At 53.6% G+C, this 22,598-nt stretch carries 16 protein-coding genes; 5 read left to right on the top strand and 11 right to left on the bottom strand.

All coding sequences use genetic code 11. The annotated features are described in order from the left end of the window. Window positions 1-52: 52 nt before the first annotated feature. A complete protein-coding gene (locus tag GX466_05865; protein NLH93733.1) occupies window positions 53-2,926 on the top strand; it encodes a hypothetical protein in 2,874 nt (957 codons plus the stop codon). Between the two features lie 24 nt (window positions 2,927-2,950). Next, complete coding sequence (locus GX466_05860) at window positions 2,951-4,135, top strand: PLP-dependent transferase (protein NLH93732.1); 1,185 nt, start codon at window positions 2,951-2,953, stop codon at window positions 4,133-4,135. A 648-nt stretch (window positions 4,136-4,783) separates the two neighbouring features. Here the strand turns inward: GX466_05860 and GX466_05855 are convergent. After that, a complete protein-coding gene (locus GX466_05855) occupies window positions 4,784-5,779 on the bottom strand; it encodes a formylglycine-generating enzyme family protein (GenBank protein ID NLH93731.1) in 996 nt (331 codons plus the stop codon). A gap of 750 nt (window positions 5,780-6,529) precedes the next feature. On the opposite strand from GX466_05855, the gene GX466_05850 reads away from it, so the two are divergent. After that, window positions 6,530-7,516 (top strand): hypothetical protein, encoded by a 987-nt coding sequence (locus GX466_05850; protein ID NLH93730.1) that lies wholly within the window; start codon window positions 6,530-6,532, stop codon window positions 7,514-7,516. Between the two features lie 48 nt (window positions 7,517-7,564). Here the strand turns inward: GX466_05850 and GX466_05845 are convergent, their stop codons facing one another. The 9 genes from GX466_05845 to GX466_05805 all read right to left on the bottom strand — a co-directional run bounded on the left by GX466_05845 (window position 7,565) and on the right by GX466_05805 (window position 19,089). Then, entirely contained in the window at window positions 7,565-8,458 is an 894-nt protein-coding gene (locus tag GX466_05845) for a SagB/ThcOx family dehydrogenase (GenBank protein NLH93729.1), read from the bottom strand. A 14-nt stretch (window positions 8,459-8,472) separates the two neighbouring features. After that, window positions 8,473-9,555, bottom strand: coding sequence for an ATP-dependent 6-phosphofructokinase (locus tag GX466_05840; protein NLH93728.1), 1,083 nt, complete (start codon window positions 9,553-9,555; stop codon window positions 8,473-8,475). 53 nt (window positions 9,556-9,608) lie between these two features. After that, window positions 9,609-10,763: a 1-deoxy-D-xylulose-5-phosphate reductoisomerase gene (locus tag GX466_05835; protein ID NLH93727.1), complete on the bottom strand. Its 1,155-nt coding sequence runs from the start codon at window positions 10,761-10,763 to the stop codon at window positions 9,609-9,611. Continuing rightward, the gene (locus GX466_05830) at window positions 10,757-11,707 is read right to left on the bottom strand and encodes a hypothetical protein (GenBank protein ID NLH93726.1); all 951 of its coding nucleotides are present in this window, start codon (window positions 11,705-11,707) and stop codon (window positions 10,757-10,759) included. Before GX466_05830 ends, GX466_05835 begins: the two co-directional genes overlap by 7 nt. Window positions 11,708-11,777: 70 nt before the next feature. Beyond that, window positions 11,778-12,905: a sodium ion-translocating decarboxylase subunit beta gene (locus GX466_05825; protein NLH93725.1), complete on the bottom strand. Its 1,128-nt coding sequence runs from the start codon at window positions 12,903-12,905 to the stop codon at window positions 11,778-11,780. Window positions 12,906-12,907: 2 nt separating this feature from the next. Continuing rightward, on the bottom strand, window positions 12,908-13,621 hold the full coding sequence (locus tag GX466_05820) for a biotin/lipoyl-binding protein (protein NLH93724.1): 714 nt from the start codon (window positions 13,619-13,621) through the stop codon (window positions 12,908-12,910). Between the two features lie 5 nt (window positions 13,622-13,626). Then, complete coding sequence (locus GX466_05815) at window positions 13,627-14,493, bottom strand: OadG family protein (GenBank protein ID NLH93723.1); 867 nt, start codon at window positions 14,491-14,493, stop codon at window positions 13,627-13,629. Window positions 14,494-14,502: 9 nt separating this feature from the next. Next, entirely contained in the window at window positions 14,503-16,047 is a 1,545-nt protein-coding gene (locus GX466_05810) for an acyl-CoA carboxylase subunit beta (protein ID NLH93722.1), read from the bottom strand. Window positions 16,048-16,209: 162 nt separating this feature from the next. Then, window positions 16,210-19,089 carry a glutamyl aminopeptidase gene (locus GX466_05805; GenBank protein NLH93721.1) on the bottom strand — a complete coding sequence of 960 codons (2,880 nt, stop codon included), beginning with the start codon at window positions 19,087-19,089 and terminating at the stop codon, window positions 16,210-16,212. A 476-nt stretch (window positions 19,090-19,565) separates the two neighbouring features. Between GX466_05805 and GX466_05800 the strand changes: the two genes are divergently transcribed. Next, entirely contained in the window at window positions 19,566-20,483 is a 918-nt protein-coding gene (locus GX466_05800) for a restriction endonuclease (protein ID NLH93720.1), read from the top strand. Then, the gene (locus tag GX466_05795) at window positions 20,480-21,391 is read left to right on the top strand and encodes a Dam family site-specific DNA-(adenine-N6)-methyltransferase (GenBank protein ID NLH93719.1); all 912 of its coding nucleotides are present in this window, start codon (window positions 20,480-20,482) and stop codon (window positions 21,389-21,391) included. The genes GX466_05800 and GX466_05795 overlap by 4 nt, the downstream gene beginning before the upstream one ends. A gap of 454 nt (window positions 21,392-21,845) precedes the next feature. Here GX466_05795 and GX466_05790 read toward each other — a convergent pair. Next, window positions 21,846-22,598 (bottom strand): choice-of-anchor D domain-containing protein (locus tag GX466_05790; GenBank protein ID NLH93718.1); only part of this gene is annotated, 753 nt, incomplete at its 5' end.

Below are 22,598 nucleotides of genomic sequence, written 5' to 3'. Positions count from 1 at the left end.
CTCCTTGTTAGTTTTAACTTGAACCGGTGGGCAAGGCCCATGGGAAGAACGCATGAATAAAATCATAAAGCTTGGACTGCTGCTGCTTTTGGCGGCAGCGTTGCTCCTCACCGCCTGCTCGGGCGGTGACACCAGGGCAGCACAGATAGAAGAGTTTCTCGCCCTCGACATGCCGCACGACGACGGCTCCGGCGTTTTACTGAAATGGAAGCCCCTTGGCGGCGAACACAGGATCATCCAATACAACATCTACCGCGGCGTCAGCCCGGACAGCCTTTTTCTTCTATCCACCCAGGAAGCTGACCCCAAAGCCGGTGCGTCAGGCAATTGGCTCAATTTCGAGGACAAAAGCTTCAATCCCCTCATCGAGTTTGAGACAGCCCCTGGAAGGCTGAAAAAGGAAAAGCAGCAGGTTGCCGAAGGTACGCTTTACAAAGGTGTGCCCCGGGATGCCAAGATCCTGGGCGAAATGCTCAAACACTACGATGTCATCGGCGATATCAAAGCTTCCAAATACTACAACAGCTCCAAACGCGTGGAAATTGGCCAGGGTGATTCCAAAGAAATCTACGCCGGCTACCGGCTTAACCAGTTCAACAACCTCTATGCCAATCCCAAGGCTGAACACAGCTATTACTACTGCGTGGTTCCCGTTACCGAAACGGGCAGGTTCCTGCCTGCCACCCCGGTGCGGAAAGTGGTGCCGGTGAACAACCGTCCCGATTCCACCGCGGTGCTGCACACCTCCTATCTGACTGATAGGAACGAACTTCGCTTCGAGTGGTCACCGCCTTTGGGTAGCAACAACATCGTGGCCTGGGAAGCCTGGCTGATGCCCCGCAGCCTGCTGCCCCAGTTCCGCGAGGACCAAATAGCCAACGCCGCCGCTCCGGACAGCGTGTTCATCGCCAACTGGCAAAGAGGCTCGATCCTCGTGCACCAGATGGAGCCTGACTATTGGTCCCAAAGCTTTTACGACAAAGTGGACCTCACCGAGGCCGGGACAAACATTCCTTCCCCGGAGGAACTGGTCAACTGGGTGCCGGTTCTCACCTATGCCAATTACTGGTCGTCGGAGGACGGCCTCCGCCAGGAATCCTTCCAGGCCGCGTCCCTGGGTGAAAAGCTGCAGATAAAAAGCTCGGCGGACCTGCCCAAGCTGCCTGATTACCAGGTCGTGGAAAAAGTTTATGACAAGGGCGACAACATCATCTTTTCCTTCGGCCGCCCCTTCGCCTTCGTTACCCAGGCTTCCTGGCTGAACAAGGCCAGAACCAGGCTGCGGGTGAACTATGAAATCGCCGAAAATGGCCATCAAAAGGTTTCCAGGCTCAAGCTCCGCTTCCTAGATGCCGATGGCAAGGTTTTGAATGAAGTGAGAGAAAGCTATCCGGACAAGATCATCCGCGTGAAATTCCCCAAGGGCAGGAATCCCGAGATTGGCTTCAATGTGGAGGTTTTCACCGAAATTCAGGGCGAAAAGAATTTCCCCGGCCCGCCCATCAGCCAGCAGGTGAACTACGATCCCCAGGCCTTCCGTTTCAACGGAGGCAAGGTCACCAGTGCCGGGCAGGAATTGAACCACCTTTACTACGACATTTTCAGCAAAAACAACCTGAGCGGATCATACAGCCCTGGCATGCGTATCGGTGCCCTGAGCCGTTTTTATGAGCATCTGGTGCCCTACGTGGATACCCAGAATCCGCTGATCAGCAAGGTTGACCCCAAAACCGGCCTGGTGCTCACGGACCCGCATTTCACTGTGGCCGTGGACCCCGCTTCCGGCGTGGCTTTGTCCCCCAGCCTCTATAAAAAGGACACGGAGGATTATCTGAAAGACCTGGCCGCCAGCATCGCCAAGCTGAAACAGACCGTGGCCCCGGGCGATTCGCTTTCGGAAAAGGCGCAGGAACTTCAGGCCAGCGAGGCTGAACTGGCTTACATCAAAGGACATCCGGCCTATCTCGCCGGCGTTAAAGCCGGCAGCGACAAAGCCTGGCGCCGCGTTATGCTGAATGAGCTGGACCGCAATTCCCGCGCCTACCAATATAAGATGCTGGCCACCAACGGCAAAGGCCTCTGGGCCGATGAGACCGACCAGCCTGAACTCAAGCCCACCGGACCGGGGATCGAAACTCCGCTGCACCCGAAAGGGGAGTGGTTCGACAAAACCAAACTGGCCACCCTGATCGCCTCCATCATCCTTGGCCTGATGGTGGTTTACGCCATCTTCCAGGCCAGGCGCAAGGACCTCTACATCCGTCCCATCGCAGGTTTGGAAGAGCTGGACAACGCCGTGGGCCGCGCCACCGAAATGGGCCGTCCCGTGATGTTTGTGCCCGGCTGGGGCACCCTGGGCGACCCCTGCACTATCTCGGCCATGATGATCCTCAACAAGATCGGCGGCAAAACCGCGGAATACGACATCCGGCTCATCTCACCCCAGGTGGACTATCTGGTGCTCCCGCTGGCCCAGGAAATGGTGCTGACCGCCTACAACGAAGCCGGCCGGCCCGACGCCTACAACCAGGACGACATCTTCTTCGTTTCAGACACCCAGTTCGCTTTCTGCGCGGCCGTGAATGGCATCACCGTCCGCGAAAAGGTTGCCACCATCTTCTACATGGGCTATTTCTACGCGGAAGCCCTGCTGATGACAGAAACCGGCAACCAGAGCGGCGCCATCCAAATTGCCGGTTCCGACGCCATCACCCAAATCCCGTTCTTCATCACCACCTGCGATTATACCCTCATCGGTGAAGAGTTTTATGCCGCTTCGGCCTACCTTTCCCGAAACCTGGAACTGGTGGCCATGCTCAAAGCCCAGGACTATTTCAAGATCCTCATCGTCATCAGTGTGCTGATCGGCACCGTCATCTCCACCCTGGGCATCAACGCCTTCCTCAATTTCCTGCCGGTGGAATAAGCTCAAACATAGTAAGGAATTATAATGAACCAAAAGCCCCGATTCGAAACCTCCCTGGTCCATGGCGGCCAGAAACCTGATCCCCTGAAAGCGGTGGTGACGCCGATATACCAAACCTCGACCTTCGCTTTCGAAAACGCCCAGAATGGCGCCGATTGCTTTGCCGGCGAAAGTGACGGCTACATCTACACCCGCTTGGGAAATCCGACCGTGCGGGCTCTGGAAGACGCCGTGGCCATCCTGGAAGGAGGTTTCGGAGGAATCGCCCTGGCCAGCGGAATGGGGGCGGTCACAACTATCTATATGTCTTTCCTCTCCGCCGGGGCGCACATTGTTTCCACGGATGCCGTTTACGGTGCTTCCCGGAGCGTCCTGGAGAACCATCTTTCCCGCTTCGGAGTGCAGGCCAGCTTTGTGGATACCAGCGACCTGACCAGGGTGGAAGCCGCCCTCCGTCCCAATACCAGACTGCTTTATGTGGAAACCCCTGCCAATCCAACCATCACCCTCACCGACATCTCCGCCTGCGCGGAGCTCTGCCGCGAACGCGGGATCAGGCTGGTGGTGGACAACACCTTCTGCTCGCCCTACCTGCAGCGGCCTCTGGAGCTGGGGGCGGACGTCGTGCTGCATTCGGTCACCAAATTCATCAACGGCCATGCTGACGTTGTGGGCGGCGTTATCGTGGCCAAAACTGCCGCCGACCATACCCTGATGTACAACGTGATGACCAGCCTTGGCCCCAGCATGGACCCCCATCAGGCCTTTCTGGTTTCCCGGGGGCTGAAAACCCTCTCCCTAAGGTTGGAACGCGCCCAGGCCAACGCCACCATGATCGCGGATTATCTGGAAAAACACCCCGCCGTGGCTTGGGTTCGTTATCCCGGCCTGGCCTCCCATCCTCAGCGCGAACTGGCCCTGAAACAGCAGTCCGGTCCAGGCGCGATGATAAGTTTTGGCCTCAAAGGCGGTTTCGAAGCCGGCCGGATCCTGATGGACAACGTTCATCTGGCGGCTCTGGCCGTGTCCCTGGGTGGGGTGGAAACCCTGATCCAGCATCCCGCCTCAATGACCCACGCCAAAGTAAGCGCGGAAGCCAAACTCCTGGCAGGCATCACAGATGACCTGGTGCGCTACTCCGTGGGCATCGAAGCCGCGGAAGACCTCATCGCCGATCTCGACCAAGCCCTGAGCCGCATACCATCCTGACCCACCCGGCTTGAAATAAAGCCAATATAGCACTATAAACCCCTGCCCGCCATTCTATCCTGCCAGTCAGGCCCTGAGCGCCTGCGCTTATCCCTCTCCCCTGCCTCCCGTATAATCCTCGCATCAAATACGGGCATTATGCGGGAGGCGCATCCGGGACACAGGTCAGGGCCCTAACGGCCAGTCGGTGTCGCTTCACCCCGGCCAAAAGCTGGCGTCGAGCAAGGAACGAGCATCGACGGCAACAAAGACTGAGTGCTTCTATATATCCTACCTTCGTTTCCGCGGTTTATCCTGTCGTCCATGCTCATTGCTTTCGATGTACGCTAGGCTGTGATTTGGCGAGCCGTGGAAAAAGTAGTGAAAGATAAGTCCGTCCATAGGAAAAACCGTACAGCTGCTGCGAATTAGGCTGGAAAATGAGTAAAATGGGTTGAAAAGGAGCACAAAAAGTGGATCATTGTGCAGTTATGACGATTTTCAGCAGCTTACCAGCAACTTTTTGGGAAAGAAAAAGTATCAAAAGAAACTGGTCCCATAGCCCGAACCGTTACCCCCCCTAAACTGCACTTTCGGGGAGGGGTAACGGTTCTTGATTCATGTTTTTATTGTTTGTACCTTCAGGAATAAAGATACAAACTCATAATATTATGGGGCCGATCTACAGACGCGGAAGCCAACGAATATGTAGCTTTCGTACGGAGCTCCGTCGGCACGATTCGCCACCCTGCAAAGGCTAGCATTGTAGTTCCAGCCACCGCCGCGAAACACCCGAGACAACCCGCTGCTGGGACCAACCGGATTGTTCCGCGGACTGCTTCTGTAGTAAGAGTCTGAATACCTGTCCCAGCACCATTCCCAGATGTTGCCACTCATGTCATAAATGCCAATGCTATTGTCTTTTTTTTCCCCGACAGGATGACTGGTGTCTTCAGAATTATCTAAATACCATGCCACGTATTCTATTTTGTCCGAACCACTGTAAAGATAATCCGGTTCATTTGTTGCCCCGCGGGCTGCATACTCCCATTCCGCCTCGGTCGGCAATCTGTAACCATTGGCGTTCCAATCGCAGATGACAGCGTCCCAGATGGAGTCTTTAAAAGTGGGGATAGAGCCCCAATCGTTGGGATTAGTGCTTCCACCGATTCTGTAGCAGGGAGCTAGCTCCTCTTTCACGCTGCGCAAGTTGCAGTATTTCAGGATGGCATACCAAGAGACATTATAAGCAGGATAGTTAGCCCCCAAGCCATATTTGATTGTCCAGGTTGTATCTGGTTTTATATCCGGCGCCATATACTTGGAAAACTCCTTTTGGGTGACCTCAAATTTGCCTATGTAAAAAGAGTTCAGGGTGTCTATATGGGTTGGCAACTCATCTTCACATCCCTTACCTCTTGTATCTCCCATGGTGAAGCTGCCGCCCTGAACAAATATAAATCCTGGTATTTGTTTTCCTGAAGTGGATATTTTATCTGATGATGTTGTTGTTGAAGATTGTGTTATTATTTCTTGTTGATTGGTGTTATTCTGTCCGTATATCAAATGAGCCACTAACAGCATAGCAATCACACTATAGAATGACTTCATTACTGTTCCTCTAATTGTGAACACTCCTTGGATAGTATTCCAAAGCTTCTTCATGTCGTTCTCCTTATATGATATTCGATCTAGTTGAAATATTCGTTTGTTAATCACTCAGTCGAGCTATCCGTGGTCGATAAGCCTCAACAGTAAAGTGTACCAATAAGTTGGATGTGCCGAGATGTAGGCTTTGTCCCTATAAGTTTCCACTTCGTTGCCAGTATTCTGGGGAGGGGTGAATGAAAGCAATTCGTTGCGCCTCTTACTTGGCCGATGGAATTGAGGTTGGTGACCCTGCCGCACAAGTTGATTGTGGCTGTATGCCCTAAACAAACGCCGAATTATAGCAGCAGGTCACCGATTAAACAACCGTTTTGTTCATCTTTAGCTCCTTTAGTCTTGGCGCAGATGTGATATTTTCGTTTCTAATCTGTTAATAGTGCAAAATCAAAGCCAATTATAGTAACCGCTTAACTTACTGTATGTTATGTAGTTAGTCATTTATAGATTATTGATCTTGTGGTAGATTATACCACCCTATTTTTTGTATGAACCTAATTTTATGGCCTAATGCATCTTAATTGCGTTGTTTTCAGCCTGTGGTATTTTTCACCACAGAAAAATACCAATGTGGTAAAAAATACCACATTTTGCCTGAGTGGTGTGGGTTGCCCAAGAATAACTGGTTCAAATTGGATTTATGGCTCTGTTTCAAATCTTTTGGGAAATCGCGGCATGAGGGCAAGAATCCCTTTGCGCGCGGTGTTTTCCGGTTAAATTGTGGGAAGCATAAACATACCGGAGAATACAATGAAAAGGATCCAGTTGACATTTTCCCTGTTGGGTTTGCTGGCCTTGGAACTGATTCTGCCGGGGCTGCTCATTGCCGGAGAAGCCCCCGGGGCGGAAAACACCACCCAGCGGGTGATAAACTTCGCAGGAAGGTATTGGTGGGTGAAAAACGGAAAGAACTTGGGACCCGGGCCGAACAACTTTTCCGACAGCGAGGAAAGTGTTTGGGTAGATGACGCAGGGAAACTGCACCTGAAAATTCGCCAGATTGGAGGCGTCTGGCACTGCGCCGAGGTCTGGACCCTGGAGCCTGCCGGATACGGCAATTACCTCTTTTACCTAGAAAGCCGGGTGGACCTCTATGACCCCAACGTCGTCGCCGCGCCTTTCCTCTATGCCGATGACCTGAGAGAGATCGACATCGAATTCTCCCGCTGGGGCGATCCGGACTATCCCTGCGGCAGCTACACCGTCCAGCCCTACTCTATTCCAGGCAACAACCATCCTTTCGAGGTTGAACTGGAAGGGTCCTGGACTTCGCACTCCTTCCTCTGGCAGCCGGATTTCGTCCATTTCCGCAGCCTTCACGGACATTATGATGAACCGCCCCATTCCAGTTACGTGATCGAAGACTGGCTCTATGAAGGGCCCAGCATCCCCGCGGAATCAACGGACATGAAGCTGAACATCAACCTCTGGCTGATGAGCGGACTACCGCCCATAAACGGCCAGGAAACGGAACTGGTCGTCTCTGATGTTATCATTACCCTGGGCATCTTCATAGAGCCACCAGATCTGCAAATCTCCAGAACGGACACTGGCCAGATCATCCTGAATTGGAACGAAGTTCCCAACGCCCTCAGCTATGTGGTTTTAGAGGCGGATGCGCCCCTCCCGGTTGGCGATCCCGGATGGATCGAACTCGAGGCAACATCTTTAACTTCCATATTGCTGGAACAGGGCGCGGAGAAAAAATTCTACTGCGTGAAGGCGGTGCGGGAATAGGGAACACTTGGATGAGATGAAAACGATAGTGGGCTGTTCAGTTGCGGCTCACTTTTTTCCCACGGGGGCGACGTAGATCACAAATTCCTCTTCACCGTCCAAGCCCAGGCAGGCGTTCATTTTTTCATCCATGAAGGCGCCGACCATGCAGGCTCCGGCTCCTACAGCCTCGGCGGCGAGATGGATGTTTTGGCCCCAGTGGCCGGCGTCAACATACAGATAGCGGTAGGAGCGCTGCTGATAACGCCAGACCGCGCGATAGGGCCGGGCGCAGAGGATGAAGGTGACGGCGGAGCGCACCACCATTTCCTGTCCCATGCAGCCACCCAAAACGTGATCCGCGATATCGTCCGACTCTTCCAGACTGACCAAACCGTGTTTGAGAGGATGATACCAGTAGAGCCCGGCGGCGAGGTGGGACACATTATTCACCAGCAGATAGCATTCAAAGGGGTGGCGGCTGCCGGCTGAGGGAACGTTGCGGAAAGTGGTCTCAATGTTTTTGCCGCTACGGAAATCGCGCGCCCAACTGGTCGCCCAAAGCATGAAGGAAAGCTCTTCCAAAGACAGCGGCTGATCTGAGTATTTGCGCAGGCTGCGGCGCTGGCTGATGGCCTGGCGCAGTGAAATTTCCGGCGCCGGAATCCTTTCCACGGCAGGAAGTTGGATGACCTCTCCGGAGCGGGCTTTCACCGCTTCGGGACAGGGTTTGCCCTGCTCCTGGTCGCTGGAGCCGCCATAGATGTAGCGGGTGAGGCGCACGAAATCCGGTCCGATGCCGGCAGCCCGGGGCAGGTCTTGTTGAATCCGGCGAACGTCTTCCCCGCGGCTCTGTTCCAGCTGGTCATATTCCTCCGCGCTCAGTTTCGCGGCTTCCATCACTTGTTCCCGGCTCGCGCCGCGGGCTTTGTGATAGAGGTAGTAAAATGTCTTTTCTTGCATGATCGTCTCCTTGGTCAGTCGCCCAGACAGATGCCCAGCCCGCGCGCAGTTCGCACCAGGCCTGATTTCAGATCAACATGGTTGTAGGTTTTGATGGCTTCGGCTAAAGGCACAGCGACGATATCCGGATGGCGGTAGGCAGCCATGTAACCCCATTTTTGCTGCAGCACCATTTCAAAGGCCGCCACGCCGAATTGCGAGGCCAGCACACGGTCGAAGGAATTGGGGCGTCCGCCGCGCTGGAGGTGGCCGAGGATGGTTTCGCGAATCTCTATGGGACAGCCGGCATCCTTGAGTTCCTGGGAGAGACGCAGCCCTGCTCCGCCCAGGCGGATGGGCATGGCGCCGGGTTCCTCGCTGGCGGTGTAGCTCATCGTTCCGCCCAGCGGTTTGGCGCCCTCGGCGATCACGATGTTGGCAAAGCCTTTGCCTGCGGTGAAGCGGCGGTTGAGCGCGTTCATCACGGAATTGATGTCATAATCGATCTCGGGGATGAGGCAGACTTCTGCTCCGCCGGCGATGGCTGCGTGCATCGCTATCCAGCCAGCGTAGCGGCCCATCACTTCCAGGATCAGAACGCGGTGATGGCTGGCGGCGGTGGTCACCAGCTTGTCCACGGCATCAGTGGCGGCATCGACGGCGGTCTGAAAGCCGAAGGTGAAATCGGTGTCGGAGAGGTCGTTGTCGATGGTTTTGGGTACTCCGATCACGGGACAGCCGAGTTCGAACAAGCCCTGTGAAATGCGTTGGGAGCCGTCTCCGCCGATGTTGATGACGGCGCTGATGTTCTGGGCGCGGAGGCGTTCCATAAGGTCGGCGCCACGGTCGATCGTGGTCCAGGAACCGTCCGCGTTCTGCACGGGCCAGTTGAAAGGCCCGCCGCGGTTAGTGGTGCCGATGATGGTGCCGCCCTGGACGTGGATTCCGGCCACGGTTTTGGGAGTGAGTTCCATCAGTTGCATGGGGTCGAGCAGTATGCCGTTGAAGGCGTCGATGCTGCCCAGAATTTCCCAGTCAGGTTCAAACGCGGCGCGTTTCACGATGGCGCGGATGACGGCATTGAGACCGGGGCAGTCTCCGCCCCCGGTTACAACCAGCAGCCTTTTTTTCATATTATACTCCAATTGTTTAACAAATTGATTACTCCGGCTCAGGCATGGGATCTGATAATGCCCTGATACACTGCGCGGTTGGCCTCGATGATCTCTTCCAGACTGGGTTCCGGGTTGTTCGGCCAGGCCTCCGCAGCGGCGGCGCAGATGGCGTGAATTTGCGGAAAAGTTATCTTCCCAGCCAGAAACAAATGCAGGGCGGCCTCGTTGGCGCTGTTCAGCACCGTGGGCAGGATGCCTCCCGCTTTGGCGACCTCAAGTCCCAGATAAAAAAGAGGATAGCGTTCCGGCGCCAGGGGCGCGAATTCCAACCGGGAAAGGCTGGGCAAATCGGTGGAAACCAGTCGCGAAGCCCAGCGCTGAGGCCAGGACAGAGCGTAAAGTATGGGCAGTTTCATGTCTGGAGTGCTCATCTGGGCCAGGATCGAGCCGTCCACGAATTCCACCAGGGAATGGATCACAGACTGAGGATGCAGCACTGCTTTGATCCGCTCATAAGGCAGCCCGAAAAGCCAGTGGGCCTCCATCACCTCCAGGGCTTTATTGAACATTGTGGCGCTGTCAAGGGTCACTTTCGCGCCCATCGACCAGTTTGGATGCTTCAAAGCCTGTTGGGGCGTGACCCAGACAAAATCCTCAAGGGGCAAATCGCGGAAAGAGCCGCCGGAAGCGGTGATATGGATGGCCCTGACCTCGGTGAAAGGGTGCCCGCCGATGGCCTGGAAAATGGCGCTGTGTTCACTGTCCACGGGCAGCAGTTCCACTTGGTTCTTCCTGAGCAACGGCATCAGCAAATGGCCCGCCATCACCAGTGATTCCTTGTTGGCCAGGGCCAGCCGGGCTTTTTTCTCCGCGATGGCAAAGCTGGCGCGAAGGCCGGCTGATCCACTGATGGCGTTCAGGGCAACGTCATAATCCTCATTGCGCAAAGCCTTGAGCAGTTCCTCCTCGCCAAAAAACAGTTTCAAATCGGGATAGGCTTGGCGCAGGGAAGATTGCTCTGAGGATTCTGTTATTCCCGTGAGAATTGCTGTGGAAACCGAAAATTCCCGGCAGACAGCGGCGAGTTTTTGCGCGTCCCGGTGGGCAGAAACGAGGCTGAGAGTGATTCGGGGAGCTTGTTCGCGCAGAACTGCCAGGGTGGACATGCCGATGGAGCCCGTGGCACCCAGCAAGGCAAGTTTGCCTACCATGTGTAGCTTAGAGACAGCCTCTGCGAAGAACCCAGTTCGTCCGGCGAGCCGTTTCGCCAGGCGTAATCCAGCCCCAATGCCTTATAACACACTCCCAGTCCCGCGGTGAAGCAATCCGAATCCCAGCCCGCCATCACGTTCAGCGCTGGAATAGGCTTTACCAGAAGCCCGGCATGAAAGTCCGCGCTCACGGGCCCGGCAGCCACGTTGGAGGCTTCGCCACGGTCTTCCGCGAAAATCTGGGTGCGCAAGGCCAGGTGGACGGGGATTCCATTGAAGGGAGAAAAACCGTAGCCGAATTCCAGGTCCAGATTGGGTATGGCGATTTCGTGGGTGCCGTTGGCCCAGATGAGTTGGGTGGAAAAGAAATCACGGAGGTTGGCCGCGGCCCGGAACCCTTTGCCGGCGTCCCAGAGCAGGCCAAGGTCTGCCCCGATGCCGAAACCGGAGTTTTCCGCCAGGCTGCGGTAAGCCAGTTTGGGCGTGAGGCCCAGATGCAGATTGTTCTTCAGAGAGCGGGCCAGACTGCCATAGACTATCAAGTCATGGTTGCCCACGGTTTTCCAAACTTCGGGGCGGTTGGAATTGCTCAGGCTGTCAGCAGGGTTTTCAAGCTGGGTGAGTTTGATTTCGTCAATGCCCAAGTGGTTGATCTGAACAGAGGTGCGGGTTTTGGTGCCAAACACTACGCCCAGCTGGTTCTGCTGCATCAGACCTTCAAAATGCTCCACCCGCATCAGCTCGACTCCGCAGGAGCCGGGTTCGGCCAGCAGGGCGGGATTCCACCAACCCGCAGCCAGGGAGTTGCCAAATGTGAGGCCGGTGTTGCCCATCGCCTGGTTTTGCACGCCGGAAGAGAGCTGAAAAATCTCACCGGCGTATTTGGTGGCTCCCAGCAACGCCGAAAGCGCCAGAATGAGGATGGCTATACATGTTTTTTTCATGATTCTCACCTATGCGGACATGATAATCCGTACAGCGTTTTCGGTAAAGAAATATTTTCCGCGGTAGGCTTCAGCTTCCCAAAATTCCCAGCAACACACCAGCGGCAACGGCGGAACCGACCACCCCGGCCACGTTTGGGGCCATGGCGTGCATCAGCAGATAGTTGGTGGGATCGTATTTCTGACCCATCACCTGGGAAACGCGCGCGCTGGCGGGCACAGCGGAAACGCCAGCGTTGCCGATGAGAGGATTGATCTTGTCTTTGATGAACAGATTCATGAATTTGGCGAAAAGGACACCGCAGGCGGTGGCGATCGCGAAGGCGAAAGCGCCGAGGAAAAAGATTCCCAGAGACTGAGGAGTCAGAAATACGTCGGCGGTGGTTTTGGCGCCCACGGTGAATCCCACCAGCACGGTCACGATGTCGATCAGGGATGTGCGGGCCGTGAGGGCAAGGCGTTCCGTGACGCCGCATTCCTTGAGCAGATTGCCTAAAAAGAGCATGGCAAGCAGGATGGCCCCTCCCGGGGCAATGATAGCTGTCACCAAAAAGGTGATAACGGGGAAAAATATCTTTTCTCTCTTGGAAACCTGGCGGGGCGGTTTCATGCGGATCAGGCGCTCTTTGGGTGTGGTGAGCAGCTTCATGATCGGCGGCTGGATCACCGGAACCAGAGCCATATAGGAATAGGCTGCCAGGGCGATAGGACCAATGAGGTTGGGAGCCAGCTTCGAGGCCAGGAAGATGGAGGTGGGGCCATCCGCTCCGCCGATGATGCCGATGGAGGCGGCTTCCAGCACATTAAAGCCCAGCAGCAAAGCGCCCAGGAAAGTTCCGAAAATGCCCACCTGGGCCGCGGCACCCAGCAGAATCAGCTTGGGATTGGCGATCAGGGTGGAAAAATCGGTCATGGCGCCAATGCCGAGGAAGATCAGGGAAGGGTAGATGCCTTTGTTCACCCCGAAATAGAGGTAGTTGAGCACGCTGCCTTCGCTTACCACACCCAGACCCTGCTCTAGCAAGCCGGGAATGTTGCCCACAACGATGCCAAAACCGATCGGCACCAGCAGCAGCGGCTCAAAGCCTTTCACGATGGCCAAGTAGATGAACACGATCCCGGCTAGGATCATCACGACGTTGCCCCAGCTGAAATTAATGAAGCCGGTGGTGTTGAGAACCTGCAAAAATTCCTGCATGTTTAGGCCTCCAGCTCCACCAGCGGATCGCCTTCCTGCACGGTGTCGCCTTTCTGCACGTGGATTTTCAGCACTTTTCCGCTCAGGTTGCTGTGGATATCGGATTCCATCTTCATCGCTTCCAGGATCAGCAGGGTGGTGCCTTCCTGCACAACATCGCCGGGTTGCACCTTAAGATCGATGATAAGGCCGGGCAACGGAGCGCGAACTATCCTGTCCGCGGGAGCGGATTTGGCTACTGGAGCCGGAGTTTGCTGGCGGGTTGTTTTAGGTGCGGGCTGTTCCTTGATCTCGAAGCCGCTCAATGTCATCAGCAGATCGCCTTCCTGCACGGGGGCACGGTCTTTCACGTGGATCTTTTCCACCACGCAATCCACCGGAGCGGCGATTTCAGATTCCATCTTCATCGCTTCCAGCACCAGAATGGTCTGGCCCTTTTTAACGGCTTCACCTTCCTTCACGCGGATGGATGCTATCACCCCTGGCAAGGGAGCGCGGACCTCACCGGAGCCGGCGGCGAAATCGCTGGAAAATGCCGGCGCTAGCGGAACTGAATGTTCCTGCTGTGGCAGCACAGGCACCTGGGACAGGGTGTCATCCTCGATCTGGATCAGGTAATCGGTGCCGTTGATATTGATCTTGGCATGGCTGGTGGTGTATTCCAATACCCGGGCTTCATAGCGCTGCCCGCCGATGATCAGTTTGTAGGTTTTCATGGTTTTCAGCTCCTTTTGCGCAGAATTTCCCGGTTGGGCATGTTCAGCAACATGCTGCTCCGCCACTGGTCGGAACCCGCACGGCGGAAGGTGAGCAGCAGCCTGCGCCGCTCCTCGATATCGTGTTTGTGGAAGTGCAGCGTGGCGATGGTGGCTGCAATCACATGTGAGTTCATGTCCACCGGCTTGGCCTTCACCTTGCCGGAAGACGTTACCACCAGGGTGCTGTCAGCTTTTTTGGGCTTGGGATTCAAACGTTTCAACTGGCCTACCACCAGGGCGGTGACAGCCAGGGCAACAAACACGGTCAATATCCCAAAACCGAGGATAATGGCTCCGAAATTCAGCTTTTTAGCGTTGAATTCCTTTTCGAAGGCCACAAACTCTTCCGGAGTTCGGTTCAGCGCCTGCAGGGAATAGTCGTCAAAACTCCTGTCCTCGCTATCGATGCCGGCGAACTGGCGTACTTTCTTCACCGGCAATTGGTTCTGCGCGGCCAGCTCGCCGATGCTACTAAGCTCCGTGAAGCCGTAGATGCTGTATTGCTGTGCCAGAAAGGCCCGGAAAGGCGTGATGCCCAGCTTGCGCAGGCTCATCTTGTCGAGCACCTCGTTCTTGGGCTCGATGCCCAGATACTCTTTCCAGTGCTCGAGGTCACTGATCTCCAGTTTGGCGGCCACGTCCGTCAGTTTGTCCGTTTCCTTGAAACCGTAGGCGCTGACAACCTCGCTTTCCCTCAATTTCAGCAGGCTGTCGGACATCGCCTGGATCTGAAGCTGCAGGTCTTCGAAGCTGGGCTGCTCCACTTCCTGGGCCGCCAGCGCCAGGCAGAGCGCCAGCAGCAGAAGGCCAAATATTGTTCTCTTGCTCATGATCATATCTTAAAGTGGCATGTTGCCATGCTTGCGGGGCGGGATGCTGTCCTTTTTGTTGGCCAGCATTTCCAGAGCCCGGATGAGGCGGAAGCGGGTGCGCGAAGGCTCAATGATATCGTCGATGTAGCCTCGTTCAGCCGCGACGAAGGGGTTGGCGAACTTTTCCGCGTACTCTTTTTCCCGTTCCAACAGGGTCTGTTTGGGATCGTCGGAAGCCTGCGCCTCTTTACGGAAGATCACTTCCACAGCGCCTTTGGGGCCCATCACGGCAATTTCGGCTGAGGGCCAGGCGTAAACAAGGTCAGCGCGCATGTGGCGGCTGTCCATCACGCAGTAGGCGCCGCCATAGGCTTTGCGCAGGATCACGGTGATTTTGGGAACTGTGGCTTCAGCGAAGGCGTAGAGCAGCTTGGCGCCGTTGCGTATGATGCCGTTGTGTTCCTGGCTGGTGCCGGGCAGGAAGCCAGGCACGTCTTCCAGCACTATCAACGGGATATTGAAGGAATCGCAGAAACGTACGAAACGAGCGGCTTTGATGGAAGCGTCGATGTCCAAAACCCCGGCCAGGATTTTTGGCTGGTTGGCCACTATGCCCACAGGGAAACCGTTCATCCGCGCGAAGCCCACCACCACGTTTTGGGCGAAATTCAGCATCACCTGCAGGAATTCACGGTCGTCCACCATCTCATGGATCACGTCCAGAATGTCGTAAGGCTTGTTGGGATTCTCCGGGATTATTTCATCCAGCGAAGCGCAGGCACGGTCGATCGGATCGTGGGATGGCACATAGGGCGGGTCTTCCATGTTGTTGGAGGGCAAATAGCTGAGCAGTTTCTTTATCAGCAGCAGGGTCTCTTCCTCACTGTTGGTGATGAAATGCGCCACGCCGCTCTTGCTGGAATGCACTTCCGCGCCGCCCAGGTCTTCCGTGGTAACAACCTCGTTCAGAACGGTTTTCACCACCTTGGGCCCGGTCACGAACATATAGCTGTTGCGTTTTTCCATCATCACAAAATCTGTGATGGCAGGGGAATAGACCGCCCCACCGGCACATGGGCCAAGGATGGCTGAGATCTGGGGAACAACCCCGCTGGCCATCACGTTGCGCCAAAAGATCTCGGCATAGCCGGCCAGGGCGTCGATCCCTTCCTGGATGCGCGCTCCGCCGCTATCGTTAAGCCCGATAACCGGGCAGCCGTTCTTAAGTGCCATGTCCATTATCTTGCAGATCTTTTCCGCGTAGGTCTTGGAAAGTGATCCGCCGAAGACAGTAAAATCCTGAGCAAACAGATAGACCAGGCGTCCGTTGATGGTGGCGCTGCCGGTAACCACACCGTCACCGGGATAGACCTGTTCGTCCATATCAAAGTTGGTGCAGCGGTGGGTTACAAAGAGGTCAAATTCCTCAAAACTGTCAGGGTCCACCAGTAGCTCGATCCGCTCCCTGGCGGTGAGTTTGCCTTTTTCGTGCTGCTCCTGCACGCGTTTTTCGCCGCCGCCCAGGGTCGCCGCGTCGCGCTTTTCCCTCAGTTTGATGATCTGGGTTGTCATATTTCAATCCTTGTTTTGGCTGATGATTGATTCCAATCCTGTCCGGGCACGGAGTTACGGTCCCGGAGCCGGTCATTTGGGGGCCATTTAATTTAACTCCGTTTTCTCGTAAAGGTTTATTATTCCGTTGGAGAAATGACGGACGGTCAGGCCTTTCCAGAATCAGCGCAAGCGTAAGGTTTTTAAGAGCTTGCGCTCACCAGCAGTCCGCATTTCCAGCAGATATACCCCGGGGGCGACAGGATCGCCGTGCTGGTCGCGTCCGTCCCAAACAAACTGGCAAATTCCTTTGGCGCCGGAATTACCCTGAAACCCTCCAACCCTTTGTCCCCGAACGTTATGGATGGCGAGTTCCACTTTCTCACCGGTTTTGCCGGTTTGGCAGCTTATCCGCAGTTCATCTGAAAATGGATTCGGCGCGCAGACAAGCGCCAGGCCGGCATTCGGACACAAGCCATCCTCAACTGCCACATCGGGATAGAGTTCCGGGATTATCTGAGCCAGAAAGTCACTTACCCCATCCTGAAGCATGAAGTAGAGTGGAAAGCCAAGCAGCACCATGGTTCCGCCGGCATGGACCCTGATCGCCAACGGGTCGTTGTTGTTCGCCCCGCCGTTCAAAATCTCCGCCCGGTAGAGAGGATTTGCCGCTCCCGCAAAGACATAGCTCATCGGCAGCATCCCGTTCCAGGGCGCCGCCAGCTTGGCCGGGTCGGGATAGAGGTCTGGATATGTGTCACTCTGCGCGGAAACCAGCACGGCGGAATTGTTCAAAAGCGGCGTGATCCCCGGCAGAAACCTGTTTAGGAAAGCGCTGTCGAACTGGCTGGGGTATTTCCAGCCCGATATCAGCAGGGTTCCGCCGCTTAGCAGGTAACTGCCCAGAAGGTTTTGGTAGGCAATGATCTGCATGTCCGTAAAATCGTCGCAATGCCAGAGGATGAAGGGATAGTGGCTCACCTGGTCCAGGCTGAGCGGGTCCTGGCTCTCCAAGTCCCAAACCGAGTGGGAAAAATCACCCAAAACGCTAGCGTAGAAATCATCCACCATCTGGTCGGTGGGTGAGATATTTGCTCCGTTGCCATGCCTGGTCTCATCCACCAGCAAAAAACCCCGGTCGAAGGGAAAGTGGATCGGCGCCGCTTCCATCACGTTGGAAGGCAGGCTGCGAAAGCCTTCCAGGTCCACAGCGGTAACATGGTATTGATAGATTTGGCCGTTGGTTACGCTGGAGTCCGTGTAGTTCAATGAATTAACGGGAACGTCTGTCACGCGGATGAAATCCCCATCCGGAATCTGTCTGCGGAAAACATGGTAACCCGCCAGCGGGATGCCTCCTTCAAAAGGATTCCAACTCAGGTCCACCGCGCCGTCATAAGCCAGGCAGGTAGCCAGTTGCAGCGTGTTTTGAGTGAAGGAACGGGTCAAAACCCAGTGGTTGGGGTCAATCAGGATTGTGCCGACGTCATCGGAAAGCGCTATGGGAAAATAGTTTGTGTAACCTTCCGGAGTGGCGCGGATCACCAGAGAATCCGCCACCGCCGAGCCCGGTATGCCGATCGGCACGTCTATGTCGAAAAGGGTGGAAGTTGGACTGGTTGTGGTTCCGATGACCTTGGCCTGGCCGCTGTCGTTGTGCAGAACGGTAAAGCTGGCGTCGGGGATGCCCGGTGAATATATCCACTGCTGGAAAAACTGGCTTAGGTCCATTCCGCCGGCTTGTTCGGCGAGGTCGATGAATTCCGCCGTGTTGATGTTTCCGCCAGGAAACGCGGTTATGATGGAGCGGATGAAGTTGAAGAAGGCGTCGTTGCCCAGCTTCAGCCTCAGCATGTGCAGCACGGAGGCCGATTTTTCGTAGGTGGGCGGCGCGAACATCATGTTGTATTCAGGGTCGAAGATGGTTTGAGGACCGTTGTTGTTCTCCCAGGAGATGTAGTATTGCTGGATGTGGTCGCGCAGATAGTCGCAGCCGGCCTGCCAGCCCTCGTGATGCGCTTCCCAGAGGAATTCCGAGTAGGTGGCAAAACTTTCCTTCAGCCACACTTCGCGCATGGTGATGGGTGTCACCAGGTTTCCGTACCATTGATGCGTAAGCTCATGCGCCACAATTGATTCATAGTTCTGGTCCCCGGTCAGGTAAGCCGCGCCAAAGGTGGTCATGGTCTGGTGTTCCATTGCCGCGTAGGTGGTCATCGGCACCACCATATGCCCATATTTTTCAAAGGGATAAGGCCCGTACAAGGAGGAGAAGAAGTCGATCATGTCCGGAACGTTGGCGAAATCCACCTGGGCGTTGTTGAGTTGGCCGGGCATCACGAAATTCTGGATGAACAGGTCGCCGGCTTGCTGCGCGAACTCGATATAGGGCGCGGCCGCGAAACCCATCACGTAAGTGGCTATGGGATAGGATGATACCCAATGGTGGGTGTGGGTGCCGTCTCCGTTGTCCGTGATTCCGGTCCTGATCCCGTTGGCGGCGACAAGCCAGTCGCTTCGGATGCTTATGTTCCAGTCCACCAAAGCCTTATCCCAGGGATGGTCATACGAGGGCCAGAAATAGCGCCCGGCGTCGGGGTTGGAGAGGGTGTAAACCGCGGAGGGGGTGAAGATCAGGCCGATGTTGTAAGGCGGGGGCGAACGGCGGGGGTGGCCGGAATAGTAAACCTTGGTAACAAAAGGAGTTCGCTGCGCGGGAGGCAGCGGAATGCTCACCAGCCCGTTGGCATGGGTGAAAGCCACCGGCGCGTCGTTGAGCAGAACGCTGTAAACATGCAGCGAATCGCTCTCCAATTCATACTGGATCGAATCCAGAGGCCACTCCGGCGTTACCTGCGTCTCCACCATGCCTGTGATGTACTGGCTCTGGGTGTCTATCGCGAGGTTTATCTCATACTTGGTGATGTCAAATCCGGTGAGAGAATCGGCACGCTCAATTTCTTGCGTGCTCGGCTCCAAACTCCAGAAGGGCTGGGTGGCGCAAAGGCTGCTGGCAATCAACGCCAACAGCAACAAGGGCAAATACTTGGCAATCCTGTTCATCTTATCCTCAGGCGGGTTCTAACCCTGTCTCAATCAAGGGACCATATCCAGCCGGAGCTGGGTTTTTGTCAATCAGATATCCGATGCTAAATCCCGGAGCCAGTGCAATGGAAAAGAGCATCAGCATTTTCCCGGTGGAAATAGCAGCATAAGCCATCTGAAAGCCAAACCGCAAGGGTATTCACGAGACTGGACCAGAGGGCAGGATCTATTTCTTAGAAACTTTGGAAAGAATCAGGGAGACTTATAAAGCCCAATGCCAGTTGATTCGCAGTTGCAACTAGGTAGCTAGTTATAAAAAAAGAACTTGACTTGGATTTACTAGACAAAAACAATGCGTTCAGCCGCTTGGCTTTACACAGATCGTGATAAACGAGGGGTATCAGATGCCCTCAAGCAACCAGAGAACAACGAGTTGGATTTTACACCAAACATTATGGAACTCAACGAAGAAATCATTACTTAGGAGAACGAAGATGCCAGTTAAAGATAAATACAAACACTATAAATCTGATTTCACTAGGAATCTAAAGGAATTCGCTAAAGGATTATCAGAATATGTAGCTAACGGTGATGGACAATGGAAAGTAAAAGGGTTTATTGACATATTAAAGAACATATATACAATAAGTGCAGATACGAAGATCATTTCTAAAATACTTGAAATACATCTTTTCCCCGCTATCGTCAAGTTTGCCGATGATTTTAATTACAATATCGTCCTTCCTGATCACCAGAATTATTACCCAGATCTTAGTTTTGTCCATAAAGAAAACGACAAAATCAGATTCGCAGTTGATATTAAAACCACTTTCCGGATATTAGAAAACCCCGGAGTAGTTAATGGCTTTACATTAGGTAGTCATGGATCTTACTTCAAAGATAGGAACTCGAATAAAAACATCCAGTTTCCATACAACACTTATTTAGGTCATTATTGTATTGGCATTATTTACACAAGAACCAATCTGGAGAATGACGTTGAAAGAAAGTTAATTAGGGTAACTGAACTCCAGCCTGATGGTCAAAGTAAATTGAATATAAAGTATGAGACGGTAGAATTCGATAAATTGGATTCAATAGTATCTGTTATAAAGGATTTTACATTCTTCGCGTGTGAAAAATGGCAACTTGCAAGCGATATACAGGGCTCCGGAAACACAGCAAATATCGGATCAATAATTGACATCGAGGATATTATTAATGGAAACGGTATGTTTGCGAACCTAGGTGAAAAATGGTTTGACGAGTACTGGATAAACTATGGTAAATTGACAAAGCTAGTTAACGGAAAACTGGTAAAGATAAAAAGATTGAAAGAATATGTCGAATTCAAAGGTGGAGATGTATCAAAGATAAATCCAAAAAAAGGTAAGAGTCAACGCAAAAAATGAAGATTATAGTACCACCAATCAAGAGCCAAGGCATCAAAACAAAACTTGTTCCAGCGATAACTTCTATACTGCCAAAGTTCGAGGGTAGGTGGATTGAGCCTTTCCTTGGAACGGGTGTTGTAGCCTTTAATGTTAATCCGGATCGTGCTGTTCTTAATGACATTAACCCTCACATAATAAGGTTTTACAAGTCAATACAAGAAGGCATAATTACAAAGTACAATGTAAGAGAATATCTGAAAATTTCAAGTGAAAAATTAGCATCTTCAGGTAATAATGGTTATAATTACTTCAGAGAAGTCAGAGACAGGTTTAATGAATACAATGATCCTTTAGATTTCTTGTTTCTATCTAGATCTGGCTTCAATGGTATGATGAGATTTAATAAAAAGGGTGACTGGAACATACCTTTTTGCAAAAAACCTGGGAGATTCTCTAAGTCATATATTACAAAAATAGTTAACCAAGTTGATGCAGTGTCTAAGATAATCAAACCTCAATGGACATTCAAATGTAGTTCGTTCGAGTCGATCATAGAAGATGCTCATAATGGAGATATTATCTACTGTGATCCCCCTTACTTTGGCAGATATGTTGACTACTTTAACTCTTGGACTGAAAAGAATGAACAAACACTGCAAAAATTACTTGTAACAACAAAGGCTAAGTTCATTTTATCGACATGGTATGGTAACACATATCGAACAAATCCTATGATAGACTTAGTATGGAAGAAATATAATATTATAACTCAAGAACACTTCTACCACTCTGGTGGGAAAATTGAAAACAGGAATTCAATGATCGAAGCATTAGTTTACAACTTCGATGCATTACAAGAGCCTAAAGAAGAAGAACAACTAACGATTTTTTTTAAATTGGATAACTACGCTACAGGGATGCAATGAAATAAATACTCTTTTTCAATCCAGACAGGTAAATACATCCGAGTTGCTTTCTGGTGAACTCCTCCAGCCACTTGGTTTAGCATAAAGACATAACTGCTTACCCACCGCGATGTCCTTTCTGCTACGCCCTGAGCGCTCGCTTCCATCCCTCTCCCACGCCTCCCGTAGAATACTCGCATCAAATGCGGGCATCATGCGGGAGGCATGACGGGAACACAGGATAGGGCGTTAACGGCCAGACTATATCGCTACGCTATTCCCCAGGGTTCCAGGCCACCTGCTGGCGTCGAGCGAGGAACGGGCATCGACGCCAGCAACGATCAATCTCTCCAAAGTATCCTGTCGTCCATGCTCTCTGCGTTTGCTGTACGCCAGGCCCACCCCACGGTCTCTATGGATTTGTGGCCAAAAAAGGGGCGGAAGTTTCCGCCCCTCTGGCATGGGTGTTTGTAAGTTAGTTTCGCACCGCCACGACCTTGTAGAAAGCCCGGGGCAGGGCGCGGTTATCGGTGTAAGTATTCGTGATGATGGGGGTTAGGGTCAGCAGCTCATAGTCCCCGTAGGGATCGGACGCGCTGAATACCTTATAGCCGGTGGCATTGGGAATCACGTTCCAAGAGAGTTGGGTGGCCCCGTCTACGCGGTTGATGCTCAGCACGGGGGTGGAGAGGCTGATGATACCTGTGCCGGTAACCGGGATTTGGATATTGCTTTCGTCGGAATCGTTGCTGTTGATCACCACATTGCCGGAGTAGATTTGGGCGGAGGTGGGGGCAAAGGTGAGGTCGAAAGCGGTACTGGAGCCAGCGGGGATGGAGAAACTCAGAATATTTCGCTCTACGTTTCCAGAATCATGAACAGCATCCTTTCCTGCCCGGAAGGCCGTCCGCGCCGCTGATCCGCTCACTGTATAGCCCGCGGGTGTGGTGATGGTGCCGGAGAGGAGGGAACCGCCGCTGTTGCTGATGCTGAACTGAAGCGTGGAACTGGTGCCAACTTCCACCTCGCCGAAGCCCAGACTGGCGGGGCTGACCGCTATTTCGGGTCCGGTTTGGTAGGGAACCAGGGCCAGCTTCACATTGGGGCGGTTGCTGCTGGTATAGTTGCCTGAGAAGACATTGGTCTGGTCGTTGTAATCATTGCGGGCGCAGCGGTATCCGTTGGTGACGGATGTGTAGCGGACCGTTCCTGACTGCGTCCATTGTTC

This window comes from Candidatus Cloacimonadota bacterium, from assembly GCA_012516855.1.
In the GTDB taxonomy this organism is placed as follows: Bacteria; Cloacimonadota; Cloacimonadia; order Cloacimonadales; family Cloacimonadaceae; genus Syntrophosphaera.
This window is presented reverse-complemented; position numbering and strand designations above follow the sequence as displayed.